General features: G+C 53.5%; 17 protein-coding genes. 7 read left to right on the top strand and 10 right to left on the bottom strand.

All coding sequences use genetic code 11. The features are described from left to right. From rutD to rutG, 4 genes are read left to right on the top strand one after another with little or no spacing between them, the layout of a single operon-like run. On the top strand, positions 1-801 hold the full coding sequence (rutD, locus tag URZ40_RS20150; protein WP_320721041.1) for a pyrimidine utilization protein D: 801 nt from the start codon (positions 1-3) through the stop codon (positions 799-801). A gap of 9 nt (positions 802-810) precedes the next feature. Beyond that, entirely contained in the window at positions 811-1401 is a 591-nt protein-coding gene (locus tag URZ40_RS20145) for a malonic semialdehyde reductase (RefSeq protein ID WP_163328696.1), read from the top strand. A 12-nt stretch (positions 1402-1413) separates the two neighbouring features. Further along, positions 1414-1905, top strand: coding sequence for an NADH-dependent FMN reductase RutF (gene rutF / locus URZ40_RS20140; RefSeq protein ID WP_407065519.1), 492 nt, complete (start codon positions 1414-1416; stop codon positions 1903-1905). A 21-nt stretch (positions 1906-1926) separates the two neighbouring features. Next, the gene (gene rutG, locus URZ40_RS20135; RefSeq protein ID WP_192983046.1) at positions 1927-3249 is read left to right on the top strand and encodes a pyrimidine utilization transport protein G; all 1323 of its coding nucleotides are present in this window, start codon (positions 1927-1929) and stop codon (positions 3247-3249) included. Positions 3250-3307: 58 nt separating this feature from the next. Here rutG and URZ40_RS20130 read toward each other — a convergent pair whose 3' ends face one another. The 4 genes from URZ40_RS20130 to URZ40_RS20115 all read right to left on the bottom strand — a co-directional run bounded on the left by URZ40_RS20130 (position 3308) and on the right by URZ40_RS20115 (position 5373). Continuing rightward, positions 3308-3808: a GNAT family N-acetyltransferase gene (locus URZ40_RS20130; protein ID WP_320721053.1), complete on the bottom strand. Its 501-nt coding sequence runs from the start codon at positions 3806-3808 to the stop codon at positions 3308-3310. Positions 3809-3835: 27 nt separating this feature from the next. Next, positions 3836-4105, bottom strand: coding sequence for a DUF1778 domain-containing protein (locus URZ40_RS20125; protein WP_008499829.1), 270 nt, complete (start codon positions 4103-4105; stop codon positions 3836-3838). A 61-nt stretch (positions 4106-4166) separates the two neighbouring features. Then, complete coding sequence (locus URZ40_RS20120; RefSeq protein ID WP_320721040.1) at positions 4167-5084, bottom strand: DMT family transporter; 918 nt, start codon at positions 5082-5084, stop codon at positions 4167-4169. Between the two features lie 118 nt (positions 5085-5202). Next, complete coding sequence (locus URZ40_RS20115; protein ID WP_023311077.1) at positions 5203-5373, bottom strand: general stress protein; 171 nt, start codon at positions 5371-5373, stop codon at positions 5203-5205. A gap of 390 nt (positions 5374-5763) precedes the next feature. Here URZ40_RS20115 and wrbA point away from each other — a divergent pair, with 390 nt between their 5' ends. Then, entirely contained in the window at positions 5764-6360 is a 597-nt protein-coding gene (gene wrbA, locus URZ40_RS20110) for an NAD(P)H:quinone oxidoreductase (protein WP_041910554.1), read from the top strand. A gap of 20 nt (positions 6361-6380) precedes the next feature. After that, positions 6381-6608, top strand: a complete 228-nt coding sequence (locus URZ40_RS20105; protein WP_014883300.1) for a YccJ family protein — start codon at positions 6381-6383, stop codon at positions 6606-6608. 33 nt (positions 6609-6641) lie between these two features. Here the strand turns inward: URZ40_RS20105 and agp are convergent, their stop codons facing one another. Next, positions 6642-7883, bottom strand: coding sequence for a bifunctional glucose-1-phosphatase/inositol phosphatase (agp, locus tag URZ40_RS20100; RefSeq protein ID WP_116340774.1), 1242 nt, complete (start codon positions 7881-7883; stop codon positions 6642-6644). Between the two features lie 397 nt (positions 7884-8280). On the opposite strand from agp, the gene URZ40_RS20095 reads away from it, so the two are divergent. Further along, positions 8281-8844: a hypothetical protein gene (locus URZ40_RS20095; RefSeq protein WP_320721039.1), complete on the top strand. Its 564-nt coding sequence runs from the start codon at positions 8281-8283 to the stop codon at positions 8842-8844. A gap of 189 nt (positions 8845-9033) precedes the next feature. Here URZ40_RS20095 and URZ40_RS20090 read toward each other — a convergent pair whose 3' ends face one another. The 5 genes from URZ40_RS20090 to URZ40_RS20070 all read right to left on the bottom strand — a co-directional run. After that, positions 9034-9588, bottom strand: coding sequence for a hypothetical protein (locus tag URZ40_RS20090; RefSeq protein ID WP_116340778.1), 555 nt, complete (start codon positions 9586-9588; stop codon positions 9034-9036). A gap of 29 nt (positions 9589-9617) precedes the next feature. Further along, positions 9618-10217 (bottom strand): LuxR C-terminal-related transcriptional regulator, encoded by a 600-nt coding sequence (locus URZ40_RS20085; RefSeq protein WP_320721038.1) that lies wholly within the window; start codon positions 10215-10217, stop codon positions 9618-9620. Positions 10218-10245: 28 nt separating this feature from the next. Further along, entirely contained in the window at positions 10246-11151 is a 906-nt protein-coding gene (locus tag URZ40_RS20080; RefSeq protein WP_302220011.1) for a hypothetical protein, read from the bottom strand. Positions 11152-11161: 10 nt separating this feature from the next. Beyond that, the gene (locus URZ40_RS20075) at positions 11162-11935 is read right to left on the bottom strand and encodes an OmpA family protein (RefSeq protein WP_116340784.1); all 774 of its coding nucleotides are present in this window, start codon (positions 11933-11935) and stop codon (positions 11162-11164) included. A gap of 50 nt (positions 11936-11985) precedes the next feature. Further along, a partial coding sequence (locus URZ40_RS20070; RefSeq protein WP_320721037.1) for a YadA family autotransporter adhesin occupies positions 11986-13897 on the bottom strand: 1912 nt, incomplete at its 5' end.

The following is a 13897-nucleotide window of genomic DNA, read 5'->3' as shown; positions in this document are numbered from 1 at the left end:
ATGAAACTCTCCGTCTCGCCGCCCCCGTATGAGGGCGTGCCAGTAGTGGTCTTTATTTCCGGTCTCGGCGGCAGCGGCAGCTACTGGCTGCCCCAACTGGCCGCGCTGGAGCCGGAGTATCAGGTGGTGTGCTATGACCAGCGGGGAACGGGCAATAACCCCGACACCCTGCCGGAAGGGTACAGCCTTGCGCAGATGGCGGACGAGCTGGCCCAGGCGCTGGCTGATGCCGGGATTGCCCGCTACAGCGTCGTGGGTCACGCGCTGGGGGCGCTGGTCGGCCTGCAGCTGGCCATCGACAGGCCCGAAGCACTCACCGCGCTGGTGTGCGTCAACGGCTGGCTGACCCTCAACGCCCACACTCGCCGCTGCTTTCAGATCCGCGAGCGCCTGCTCCATTATGGCGGCGCCCAGGCGTGGGTCGAGGCGCAGCCGCTGTTTCTTTATCCGGCAGACTGGATGGCGGCCCGCGCGCCACGCCTGGAGGCAGAAGAAGCGCTGGCGCTGGCCCATTTCCAGGGCAAAGACAACCTGCTGCACAGGCTCAGCGCCCTGAAAAAGGCCGACTTCAGCCGCCATGCCGCGCGGATCCGCTGCCCGGTACAGATCATCTGTTCCGCCGACGACATGCTGGTGCCCTCTGTCTGCTCGTCCGAGCTGCAGGCGGCGATCCCGCACAGCCACAGCGCGGTAATGCGCCAGGGCGGGCATGCCTGCAACGTTACCGAGCCGGACACCTTTAACACCCTGCTGCTGAACGGGCTTGCCAGCCTGCTGCACAGCCCTGAACCCGCTTTATAAGGAGCCTTGATGAGCGAAGCCATTACGCCCGCTGCGCTGGAAACCCTGTTTACCAGCGCCCGCACCCACAACGGCTGGCTGGATATTCCGGTCAGCGACGAGACGCTGCGCGAGATCTACCATCTGATGAAATGGGGGCCAACATCCGCCAACTGCTCCCCGGCACGGATTGTGTTTGTGCGAAGCGCAGAGGGAAAAGAGAAGCTGCGCCCGGCGCTCTCCAGCGGCAACCTGGAGAAAACGCTCACCGCCCCGGTTACGGCAATTGTCGCCTGGGACGGTGAATTCTACGAGCGCCTGCCTGAACTGTTCCCGCACGGCGATGCCAGAAGCTGGTTTACCGCAAGCCACGCGCTGGCGGAAGAGACCGCCTTTCGCAACAGCTCAATGCAGGCCGCCTACCTGATTTTCGCCTGTCGCGCCCTGGGGCTGGACACCGGCCCGATGTCGGGCTTTGACCGCCAAAAGGTTGACGAGGCCTTTTTCACCGGCACAACGCTTAAAAGCAATCTGCTGATCAACATTGGCTACGGCGATACCCGCAAACTCTACGGGCGCCTGCCGCGCCTGGCCTTCGACGATGCCTGCGGACTGGCGTAAGGAGCGATCGTGATGACACCGGATAAACAAACCTTTCGCGACGCCATGGCCTGCGTTGGCGCGGCGGTCAACATCATCACCACCGACGGCCCGGCGGGGATGGCAGGCTTCACCGCCAGCGCGGTGTGCAGCGTCACGGATTCACCGCCCACCCTGCTGGTGTGCCTGAACCGCGGCGCATCCGTCTGGCCAACGTTTAGCGAAAACCGCACCCTTTGCGTGAATACCCTGAGCGCCGGGCAGGAGCCGCTGTCCAATCTGTTTGGCGGGAAAACGCCGATGGAGGAACGCTTTGCCGCTGCCCGCTGGCAGACGGGCGACACGGGCTGCCCGCGCCTGGAGGATGCGCTGGCCTCGTTTGACTGCCGCATCAGCCAGGTGGTGAGCGTCGGCACCCACGACATTCTGTTTTGCGACATTGTTTCGATTGTTCGCCACCCCGCGCCGCAAGGGCTGGTGTGGTTTGACCGCGGCTACCACGCGCTTATGCGACCCGCCTGTTAACCCGCTCTAAGGAGACAGACCATGTTCGGATTTCCCCACTGGCAGTTGAAATCGACCTCCACAGAAGCAGGCGTGGTCGCGCCGGATGAACGCCTCCCGCTCGGGCAGACGATGGTGATGGGCGTTCAGCACGCGGTCGCCATGTTTGGCGCCACGGTACTGATGCCAATGCTGATGGGGCTGGACCCCAACCTCTCTATTCTGATGTCGGGTATCGGCACGCTGCTGTTCTTTTTCGTCACCGGCGGGCGCGTGCCCAGCTACCTCGGATCCAGCGCCGCCTTTGTCGGCGTTGTCATCGCCACTACCGGGTTTAACGGCCAGGGGATCAACCCCAACCTGAGCGTGGCCCTCGGCGGCATCATCGCCTGCGGTCTGGTGTACACCCTGATTGGTCTGGTGGTAATGAAGATCGGCACGCGCTGGATCGAACGGATGATGCCCCCCGTCGTGACGGGCGCCGTGGTGATGGCGATTGGCCTGAACCTTGCGCCAATTGCGGTAAAAAGCGTCTCCGCCTCGCCGTTTGAAAGCTGGATGGCGGTGATCACGGTGCTGTGCATTGGCCTGGTGGCGGTATTTACGCGGGGGATGATCCAGCGGCTGCTGATTCTGGTCGGGCTGATTGTTGCCTGTCTGGTTTATGCGCTGCTGGCCAACGTTTTTGGCCTCGGCAAGCCGGTTGATTTTACCCTGCTTCACCAGGCCGCCTGGTTCGGCCTGCCGAAGGTGACCTCACCCACCTTTAACACCCAGGCGATGATGCTTATCGCCCCGGTGGCGGTGATCCTGGTGGCGGAAAACCTGGGGCACCTGAAAGCTGTGGCGGGGATGACCGGGCGCAGCATGGACCCGTACATGGGCCGCGCGTTCGTCGGCGACGGGCTGGCGACTATGCTCTCCGGTTCCGTGGGCGGCAGCGGCGTCACCACCTATGCCGAAAACATCGGCGTGATGGCGGTAACCAAAGTTTACTCCACGCTGGTCTTCGTGGCGGCGGCGGTGATGGCGATGCTGCTCGGCTTCTCACCGAAGTTCGGCGCGCTGATCCACACCATTCCGTCACCGGTCATCGGCGGCGCGTCGATTGTGGTGTTCGGGCTGATCGCCGTGGCCGGCGCGCGTATCTGGGTGCAGCATCGGGTCGACCTCAGCCAGAACAGCAACCTGATCATGGTGGCCGTCACGCTGGTGCTGGGCGCGGGCGATTTTGCCCTGACGCTGGGCGGGTTTACGATTGGCGGAATTGGTACGGCGACCTTCGGCGCGATCCTGCTTAACGCCCTGTTGAGCCGCCGGATGGCCGCTGCGCCGCAGGGCGAGGTGGTACATCAGGATTCGTGAAATCGATATGTCGGGTGACGGCTACGCCTTACCCGACCTGCATGCTCCTTAAGAGCGATCACGCCTGCTCAAACAGCCGTTCGATAGATTTTGTCGGGAAGAACAAAGAATGGCTGTTGTCGCCTGCCAGCGGGATAAACCCCAGCTTCAGATAAAATCGTTTAGCCTGCTCGCTAAGGGCATCAACAAATATTCCGTGTACTCCCACAGCCTGCGACGCCAGGTAAACCACGCGCATAGCGTGTGCAACAAGCGTTGTTCCCCACTCGTTTCCCTGTAGTTCTTTATGAATAGCCAGACGTCCCAGCGTCACGCTGGGTACGTTGCTATAAGGGATCCGACGCTGCTGAGTCTTTGAAGGAAGCATCGCTCTTTCAAAGCAGCTTCCCGATAGCGTGTAATAGCCCAGGACGCGCGGACGATCGCGCTCTTTAAGCAGGTAGGCTCGTAAAATACGCCCATTGTGCTGACGCACCAGGTGTTCTGCAAGGAAGGCATTTAGCGAGGGTTCACCACAATCAAAATCCTCGAAGTCGTAATCGGTTCCCTCAGATAACATTTCGATCGTGAGATTTGCCACGACGCTTCACTCCATGTTTCGAAGACGTTTTGCTGCTCGTTTCAGGCGTTCATTTGGCTCAGGCGGATTGTCGATGGCATCCATCACCGCATTCCATGAGGCTTCGTTTAATACGAGACGACGGTGCTGCTCGATGACCTCAGCAGCACGCTCTGACGCGCTGTTCACCATAAATTGGGTGATCGTTTGATTCGTCATCGCCGCCGCTTCTTCAATCATTGTTTTGTCTTCGTCCGTTAAGCGAAGATCGATACGCTGTTTTTTAAGTGCTGGCATGGTTTACTTCACCGTGTACGGTATTTATCCGTACATATCCTAAGTAACGTTGCGCTTTTTTTCAATCTAAACCTTTTTCAGCAGTCAAATGACTCGCTTCACTCCGACGCTTTCTGAGCTTTAACTCGCTCACCAGCACCCCGGCGACAATAAATGCCGCGCCCACCAGCGCGAGCAGCGGTAAACGCTCACCTGCAATACGTCCGAAAATCCCCGCCCAGACCGGTTCTCCGGTATAAATCACCGTCGCGCGGGTTGGCGATACGCTGCGCTGCGCCCAGTTCATGGTGACCTGAATAATGGCGCTGAAGATACCCAACCCAAGCGCGACCACCACCAGCCCGGTGGAGATCGGCGGTACGGACTCCCCTGCCGGCACCATCGTCGCAAACGCCACCAGCGACGCGGTGGCGAGCTGCACCACCGTCACCCGTTTGACGTCGACCTTGCCCGCCCAGGCGCTAATCAGAATAATTTCCGCCGCAATGGCAATCGCCCCAATCAGGGTGATGATTTCGCCCGGCCCCAGCGCCAGCAGATTATTTTCCGGCCCGGCCAGCAGGATCAGGCCGATAAACGCCAGCACGATGCCAATACAGGACATCAAACCCGGAATTCTGCCGAGACAGAGCCACTGCAAAAGCGGCACCAGCGGAACATACATCGCTGTGATAAACGCGGATTTGCTGCTGGAGATGGTCTGCAACCCCCACGTCTGCAGGCTGTAGCCCATCGCTATTGCCACCCCAATCGCCACGCCCGCCTTGAGCTCTTTCAGCGTCAGGCCCCGCAGCGTTTTAAGGGATATCAGCCCCACGGCTATCGCCGCCGTCGCGAAGCGCAGGCCAACGAAAAAGAAGGGATCGCTGAGGGTCACCGCGTACTGGACGGCCAGAAAGGTCCCGCCCCAGAACATGGTGATGAGAATGAGGATAGCTTCCTGCGGTTTTACGGAAAATTTAAAGCGTGAGACGGACATGCGGCACCAGCAAGTGAGATCAATTCTCTAGTGTGCGTCGCCTTTGGTTACAGTTCAATGTTGCAGAAATAAAAAAACCGCCGGGGGAAACCCGGCGGCAGGGAGTCAACCCGGCGTGTTACTTACTGCTGCCGTGGCTGTTTTTCCCCCCTTTTTTACCAGCCTCTGATGCGCGCTGAGGGTCATTTTTGAAGTTCCCCCCGCTGTGCTGGCCACCTTTACGACCTGCTTCTGATGCTCTTTCACGGTCTTCAGCGAAATTACCTGAACCACCACGATGGTTTGCCATCTCTAACCTCCAGAGTGTGAAACATTAGACATCATATTGCATTCAGTAAAAGAGGATTCTTTCACCTCGCGGCTCAAGGACAGCGCCTTTATCTGTGCCGCGTGAAACTAAGCTTAGTGGACTGAGGCTATCCGGCAAGTCACAGGTAATATCCTGCAACATGATCTCAGTCTTTCGGGTGAGTTGACGCGACGGAGACTCATAAACCTTTCTTATCATTTCAAAAAACGGCGGCGAGAAAGTTGTTTCATTTTGCTACAAACCTGTTTACCCACCATATTGTTATAAATCAAAGAAATGCCGTTCATTTTTGCAGTCTGGCCGTGATGACATATCTTTAAAAGAACGCAGCGATCCGCTGTCAGAAAAACCAACGAGGAGTGATGCAAAATGGCAAAAGTTCTGGTGCTCTATTATTCCATGTATGGACACATTGAAACCATGGCTCACGCGGTAGCAGAAGGCGCAAACAGGGTGGACGGCGTTGAGGTTGTGGTGAAGCGCGTACCGGAAACCATGCAGGCGGAAGCCTTCGCCAAAGCCGGGGGAAAAACACAAAACGCCCCGGTCGCCACTCCGCAGGAGCTGGCGGAGTATGATGCGATTATCTTCGGCACCCCGACCCGCTTCGGCAATATGTCAGGCCAGATGCGAACCTTCCTCGATCAAACCGGCGGGCTTTGGGCGTCCGGGGCGCTCTACGGCAAACTCGCCAGCGTATTCAGCTCTACCGGCACCGGCGGTGGCCAGGAGCAGACGATTACCTCAACCTGGACTACCCTTGCCCATCACGGGATGGTAATCGTGCCGATTGGCTACGGCGCGCAGGAGCTGTTTGACGTTTCCCAGGTGCGCGGCGGTACGCCGTACGGCGCAACCACCATTGCCGGTGGGGATGGCTCGCGTCAGCCAAGCAATGAAGAACTCTCTATCGCCCGCTATCAGGGTGAATACGTCGCGGGTCTCGCCAAAAAACTCAACGGCTAATACCCAACAGGAGGACAAGCATGCCAACTCAAGAATCCAAAGCCCACCGCGTGGGCGAATGGGCAAGTTTACGCAATACCTCTCCGGAGATTGCCGAAGCTATCTTTGAAGTCGCGAAGTACGATGAAAAGCTGGCGGAGCAGATTTGGGAAGAAGGCAGCGATGAAGTGCTGGTGCGCGCCTTCGAAAAAACGGACAAAGATTCGCTCTTCTGGGGCGAGCAAACCATCGAACGTAAAAACGTCTAAGCGTTTCCCCCCGCCGCAGCGGGGGGTTCTCTTTTACTTCGCCGCGTTATTCATCACCGCATTGAATTTATCGACAGGACAGAAGCCGTTCGCATCCACCGGGCAGCCCTTCAGCTCCAGCGTCACGCGCTGCGCGGGCGACTGCAGCGACAGCACGCTGGCGTTTCGCAGCTGCTCCGAGCTCTGATAGACATACTCAATTTTCATCAGCTCCTGATTGCTGTTTTTGTCATGCCAGCGCTGGAAGACAATTTTGCCGCCAATCGGGGTACGCTCCTGCTGGTCGTGCAGCTGATACGGCTTGAAATCCAGCGCGGTGAGCAGGGAAGCGATGTTCGAATCGTGCCCCACCAGCAGGGTGATTTTCGGCGCTTTTGCCTGTTCGGTGACCAGGGTTTTATCGATATATTTCACCAGCGGCTTCGCCACGTTTTGCGCCACCTCGGTCGAGGTAAACAGCGAGTCCTGATAACCGTTCTTCAGCTTCGACAGCACGCGCCACTGCTGGTCGGTTTTGATTTCGCCCCAGGCCACCTGGTCGGCCGGGAAGCCTTCGTAATACTGCAGCGTGAACGCGTCCACCAGCGAGTTACCCACCTTCAGCGGCCCGGACACGCCAGGCTCTTTTTCATAGTCGGCGCTGAAGGCATCTTTCGCGTCTGCCAGCGAGCAGACCTTTTTCTCCTTGCAGGACGGGGAATCCGCGTAGTTCGTCATCTGCTCAAGCAGCTTATAGCTTTCACCAAGCTGCATTTTCTGCCGTTCCGTCTCCATCGCCTTGAGCGCTTTTTCGCGGAATTCCGGCGAGTTGTCGGTAATCACCGGATTAAAGGTCGGGTCCATGGTGCCCATTTTTTCCTGATGATGCACGGGAACGTCGCAGCCCGGGAACGCACCGGTAATGAAGAACTGCGCGGTCGCGACGGTACGCTGCAGGCTGTTGGCGTAAGCATACACGCTATCTGCTGGCGGGCACTCTCCCGTCTTCACCATCCCCTGCTGCGCCAGCCACTCGCGCATGTAATGGCCCATATAGACTTCCAGCACGCCACCCTTGGTAGTGAGCTGACCGCCCGGCACTTCCCACTCCGGCCACTGCTTCGGCGTGGACTGCTCCAGCACACTGCCGTTATTGGCGAGCGGCGCACGCAGGTTGTGACGGCTCATGATTAACACCTGCTCCAGTTGATAGCCTTCCGGCGCGGTTTGCGCCTGTACCCCGGAGCTGAGCGCGACGCTGCTTGCCACGGCGATCGCCAGTAGTGCTTTTTTCATCCCTCATTCCTCGCTTTTTTAATCATCGTAATGAGTGTGACAGGTTTGTGACAGATTGCGCGGATGGGGGTCGCAAAGTGCGGAGTTGGGTGCGCCAGTGCAACGAAAACGGTATGAAGGATATAAAACATCAGCAGACAGGAATAATAAGAATAAAACGCTTCATTAATAAATTTCCTTTCACCAACTTACCGCGCGTGAAATGCAAGGCTATTCAGACCTTAACATGCATAAACTTCATTCTTTCAGAGCGTAGTACTGCCTCACCCTACTCTGCTGGTCAATTGTTTTTATGAAACAGGTTTTTTGAAATTTAATTCAGCATAAAAGTAATATACAAGGGCCTTCAGGCTTACCATGAAAATAATACTCAGGAAGCCACAGGATTTTATTTAACATGATCGCCCACAAACAGGGAATAAAGATGATAAATAAATCATACTCTTTTTACGCAACAACTATAGTACTACTGCTCTCTCTTTTTTCTGGCTGCGGCAAGAGCCAGGCGGAGCAGAACGTTGCTTATTTTGATCTGGCGAAGGTTATGAGTTTGCCAGAACTTAGGCAGCAGGAGAGGGCGTGGCTAGATTCAGTTATAGAAGTCGTAAAGCAAGAAGAGATAAATGCCTTGAAACGGTACGAAAATCTGGAAGAAGAAGCACGTATAGCGGCTCTGGAATCTAATGCGATAAGGCTTCATAAGCTGTTGACGACGGCCAAACGGACGGCGAAAACCAGGATTATCAACCAGGCCATTGAGACAGCCGAGGCGATCGGTAATATAAATGGATTACGCCTTGTCAGATATGGTTCTCTGATTTTGTCAGGTTCTGATGATATTGATATTACCGACCTGGTCATTAATGAATTAAAAGAGAGTAAAATTGAATTTGGTCCTCTCCCCTATTTCTCGGGTGAAACTGATTTCATCAACTATAAGGCTTCGCACTCAATGTGGTAAAAATATGCTGGAGCCTTAAGCCCTTTCGACTCCAGCAGCACCAGTATGAGGTTGGTCATGTGCCCCGTCCCGGATAACCCCGCTTCCTACGGGGGTACAAACGGTCGACTCAGAAATCCTTTGAAAGCGGGTAGGTTGACGTGCCTTGTAGGTCAGCGCCGGCGGTAATGATGGCTTACTCATCAGGCTTTAAACGGATGCGATCTTCATCTCAATCTCCTGCAGGTCGCTGTGGAAATATCCTTCCACGTCAGTCGGTTTGAAAATATTTTCCCAAATCTGGTTAATGACCTCTGGCGTGGAAACGGCAACCTCAATAAACAGTGCAAAGATAAGTGAAATCCCTTCAGGCAGATGGGTGTAAGCTCTTCGACTACATACCTGGTTAGCCCTGAACTCGATAAGAGAGATATTCTTTTTGAAGAGGAGATCAACATCTCTCTCGGTCTTCAAATCTAAAATTTCCTTGTAAAATCGGTCAGAGATAATCGCATGTTCATTTACGGTATCGGCACTCATTAACGTACAGCCAAACCTTTCACACAGATCCTTGTCCATAGCCTTTACGAGCAAACTGTTTTTTGCGTAGGTGGTAATCGGATTGAGAAACTCCTTGTTTATCAATCCCAGAATAACTTCATTCTTGGTCTTGCCTAAGGTTCTGGATATAGCACTTAGGGCGTAAAGCACATCCCTGTCTATTCCAGAAACCGTTAACTCAATGTTTTTATCTTCATCGTACATCGGATCGATCTCCCTGTTAGAGAAAATATTTACAGCTTACTGTCAGTATTTAATATCGTGTTCTTAACAATGAAAACATCAGCCAGGGTCTTGATTCCACACTTGGTGAAGACTCTATATTTGTAGGTATAGACGGTTTTCACACACATATTCAGACTTCGTGCAATATCATGAATACTCCTTCCCGCGATGATCGCATTCATGATGTATCGCTCTGTAAATGTTAAGTACAAACTTGCAAACGAAGTAATGTGATCTGAAGCTATTACCTTATTGGTTAATACATTACAGATTGCCTTCAGAAAACAATTTAAGGTATTTTTGATTAGGTAGACATTGCCTCTAACCTGAATCCTGACAATATCACGAATGATTGCGAATATAAATGACTCCCTGGTGACACTGCGGGGTGTAATAAATTCATTTACCCCATTGTAACGCACATCAATAAGGTTGATAATTCGCGAGGCCCCATGGTGCTTCGTTAACAATGCAGGGTTCTCGGCCACGGCAATCTTCAGGCCATCGCGGCTTAATTTCGGTGCGATGCGCTCCTCAATTAAGCATTTCAACCCATGCGTAAAATAGGGATTTTTGCAATGTATGGCTATGAGTATTGAACGGTTCATAAAACTTCCTGTATGGAATGAAACATAATCATTCAGCGGGTATCGTAGTCACTTTTGCGTCAGCAGCCAGATTAACGGTTATGTAATAATCTTTACCCATGATTTTCCCGTTCCCAAGCCATGGGATTTGCTGATAAGCCAGAAGAAAACCGTCACCTTCTTTTGAAAGGGAAGTCCCTTGATTATCAGTTATTTTGTACCCTGCGCTTGAGAGTTCACTCACTTCAACACCAGCAGACCGAAGTGTTTCAGCATTAATTTTAATCGCATTTAAATATTGGGCGGCGTAGCTAGCAATTGACGTATCAAGATCTTTTTTAAGCTCAGAAAAAGAATATTCAGATTTCTGTTGCAAATCATTGGCTATTAACGAATAAAACTGGGCCGTGGATTTCGCCACGGCCATTTGATCGATGGCCAGTTCGTTGAAACGTGCTTTATCCCATTCGATAGTCACGGATGGTTCCTGTTTATTGCTTTGATTCATCAGTGGCCAGAATGACCACGTTTTGCTCTTATTATTATCTGCGTCTTTCGTCTTTTTGATCTTATATGCATCCAGATTCATTTTATTGTGCAGGGAGATCGCAAGCCACGATGCACAAGCTTTTTGCTGATGTTTACTGTCTCTATTCACCAGCAGCGAAAGCGGGTTCCCCGAAGCGGGAATGGAAGAGATATTGACATTATTTTTCGTCAGGATGAAATTGATCTCATCCTGACGTTTTACACCGCGGGCAAGATCGCATATGAGGCGCATCAGTGGCTTATTCTCTTTTCCATTAACCAGCGGAAAGGCGCTCTTGAGTGCATCATTGATTACCGTATAGGCCGGCATGCTGATCGTATTGAACGGTCTGTAATCCTGCTCAGCAACGGCATTCGCAGGATTTAACAGTAATTGTGATGAAATCAAGGCCATTTTTGCGCTCATATGCTATTCCTTATTTTACTTCTATTGTAATTCGACGGTTTTCTGCCAGGCAGGCGATCACGGTTGGTGATACAGGCCCTGGACACATCACGCGTGGCATCATCGATCCCATACCTTCAATCGCGATCACAGAAGGAGAAATGCCTTGTTCGATAAGAATTTCTTTTACTGCCTGCGCACGGGCCATTGAAAGCAGGTAATTTTTCTCCTGCGAACCAATTCTGTCCGTATGGCCAGTGACCTTGATACTCTGAGGCTTGTTACTCGTCTGTTGAATCTCCTCCGCAACCTGGCGAATTGTACGCACACCCTGCGGGCTTAATCTGCTCTCTGCGAAGGCGAACAAGGCTTCCGCCGAGATATCTTTATTATACGTATTGCCTTTTGTTTTTTGGCCCGCTAACGTCAGGCAATTTTCTGGTTTAAACCAGGTGCTGCCAATTTTCATACGGGAATCAAATAGAACCTTATATTGGCATGTAATTTCTTCGCCTTCAGCGTTGGGAATATGGACAATGTAATCCCATTCTTTTACGCCTAATACACCCTCATTGAAATGTGGAACGCCAATCATTTCATATAAATTATGCTTGGTCATGCCGGGTTTTATTCTGGAAATATTCTCCAGCGTAACGTAACTCCCCTCTCCGACTACCGCCTGGTTTAAATCCGGGAAAATAGGTGAAGCCGTTTTTCCTGCTTTATCCACGTCGCTGATAGAGTGAGTACAGCCGACCAGCGCCATTGAAAAGGCAATGGCCAGTTTATTAATGTGCAGTTTCATTTTGTGTCCTTTAATTTTTATATTCCCCGCCCGGAGGCGGGGAAATATAATTACCACTGATAGCCTACGCCGATAGCCGCGCCAAAATCACCCTGACTGTTTGTCGAGCCAGACAATTTTGTTACCCATTTGCCGTTATCAGAAATCGTGGAAACACCTAAGGCAATGGCAGACTGCCCCTGATAGGTCCCCCCCGCCATACCAACCATGCTGGCGCCAGGAGAATAAGGCTGAGGCAGACCAGACATCGCCATCGCGCCTGCAATACCCGCGCTTAATTTATCCTTCTGGTCGTTCACCATATTTTTTAAGGCTTTGAACTGGTTGTTCGTATACTGGTTAGCATTCGCTTCCGTCTGCTTAAGCTGGCCTACGTTTACGGCATCCGTTAGTTCCGTACCGGCGGCAACGTTCGTGATTTGACGTTCCCCCCCGGCAACCCCTACGGATACTGTATTCATGCGATCGGCAACCGAGTTTGCGCCCAGGGCCACTGAGTTGGTGGCCGTAGCGGAAGAACCGTTACCCAGCGCAACGCTATTTTCCGCCGTCGAAGATGCGAGCGTGCCGATTGCCATGCTATTGCTTCCCGACGCTTTCGAGCCCGCCCCCCCTGCGACGGCGTTATTCCCTTTAACCACTGGCTTGGCGTAGTTATCGGTATTATTCACCTGGAACATCCCTTCCGTTCCGTTGGCAATATTATTCACCGTGTTGCCGATGTTGGAGACATCGCCACTTACCTCTTTCAGCTGCGCAACGTTTACCGCGTCGGTATCTTCGGTACCGGCGGCAACATTGGTAATCTGACGTTCATTATCTTTAGCGCCTACAGAAACGGTATTGTCGCGATCGGCAACGGATCCCGCACCGAGGGCGACGGAGTTGTTGGCCATCACGCTGGCGTTTTCACCTATCGCCACGCTTCCTTCACCTGCGGCATTCGCGTTGTGGCCATTAGCAATTGCCCCATTTCCGGTGGCCTGGGCACCATTACCCGTCGCCACCGAATTATCACCCGATGCCAGGGTTCCTTGACCCAGCGCCACGGCATCGGCGCCGATCGCCATCGCTTCTGTTCCCGTCGAGTTCACCTTCAGATAGCGCATTGTCGGTACGATGCTGCCGTAGACAACGTCTTCGACGCCAATCAGACGGTTATCAATATTTTCTACCTTGACGTTGGTCGCATAAAGCTGTGAACCATTGACGGCATCGGTACTGGTTGCAGACAGTTCGCCTTCAGCCACGTTAGTGATCTTGTTGATCACCTTGCTGCCGTGGCTGGCACTGAAGGCATTCAGGGCGGGATCCCACAGTAAGGCATCATTTTGCAGGCCCTGCACATCGCCATAAATGTTCTCAATAGCGCTGTTCGTTGCGAACAGCTGCGAACCGTTGACGGCATCGGTGCTGGTCTCCGTCAGCCGCCCGGCAGCCACGTTGGTGATGGTACGCTCGCTGCCGACGTCGCCAATGCTGAGCGTGCTTTGCGGGTCTATTCCAGCAAAATAGTACTCGGTTCCTGCCAGGGTCGTTTTTTCCGTTTTAACCGCCTTCGCCGTCTTTGAGCCTGCTCCCAACGCAATATCATTATCGTTGTTAGCAACGGCGCCCATACCGATAGCAACGGAATCATCACCTAAGGCGCTGGAATCCTTCCCGGTCGAGTTAGCATGGAAGTACTTCGTACCCGTGTCGTAGATATTCGTTACTCTGTTATCAACGTTGGCGATATCCTGCGTGTTTTGTGTGATATTTTGCGTATTGGTCGCAACCTGATCGTTGGTGGCCTTAAGCTGCGAACCGTTCACCGCATCGGTACTGGTATCCGACAGCTCACCGTCCATGACGTTGGTGATCTTGTTGACCGCAGTGGTGCCGTGGCTGGCGCTGAACGCATTCAGAGTCGGGTCCCACAGCAGCGCATCGTTCTGCAATCCGCTCACGTTGTTATTGAGC

This window comes from Enterobacter sp. 296B2, from assembly GCF_034106185.1.
Classification (GTDB): domain Bacteria; phylum Pseudomonadota; class Gammaproteobacteria; order Enterobacterales; family Enterobacteriaceae; genus Enterobacter; species Enterobacter cloacae_N.
This window is presented reverse-complemented; position numbering and strand designations above follow the sequence as displayed.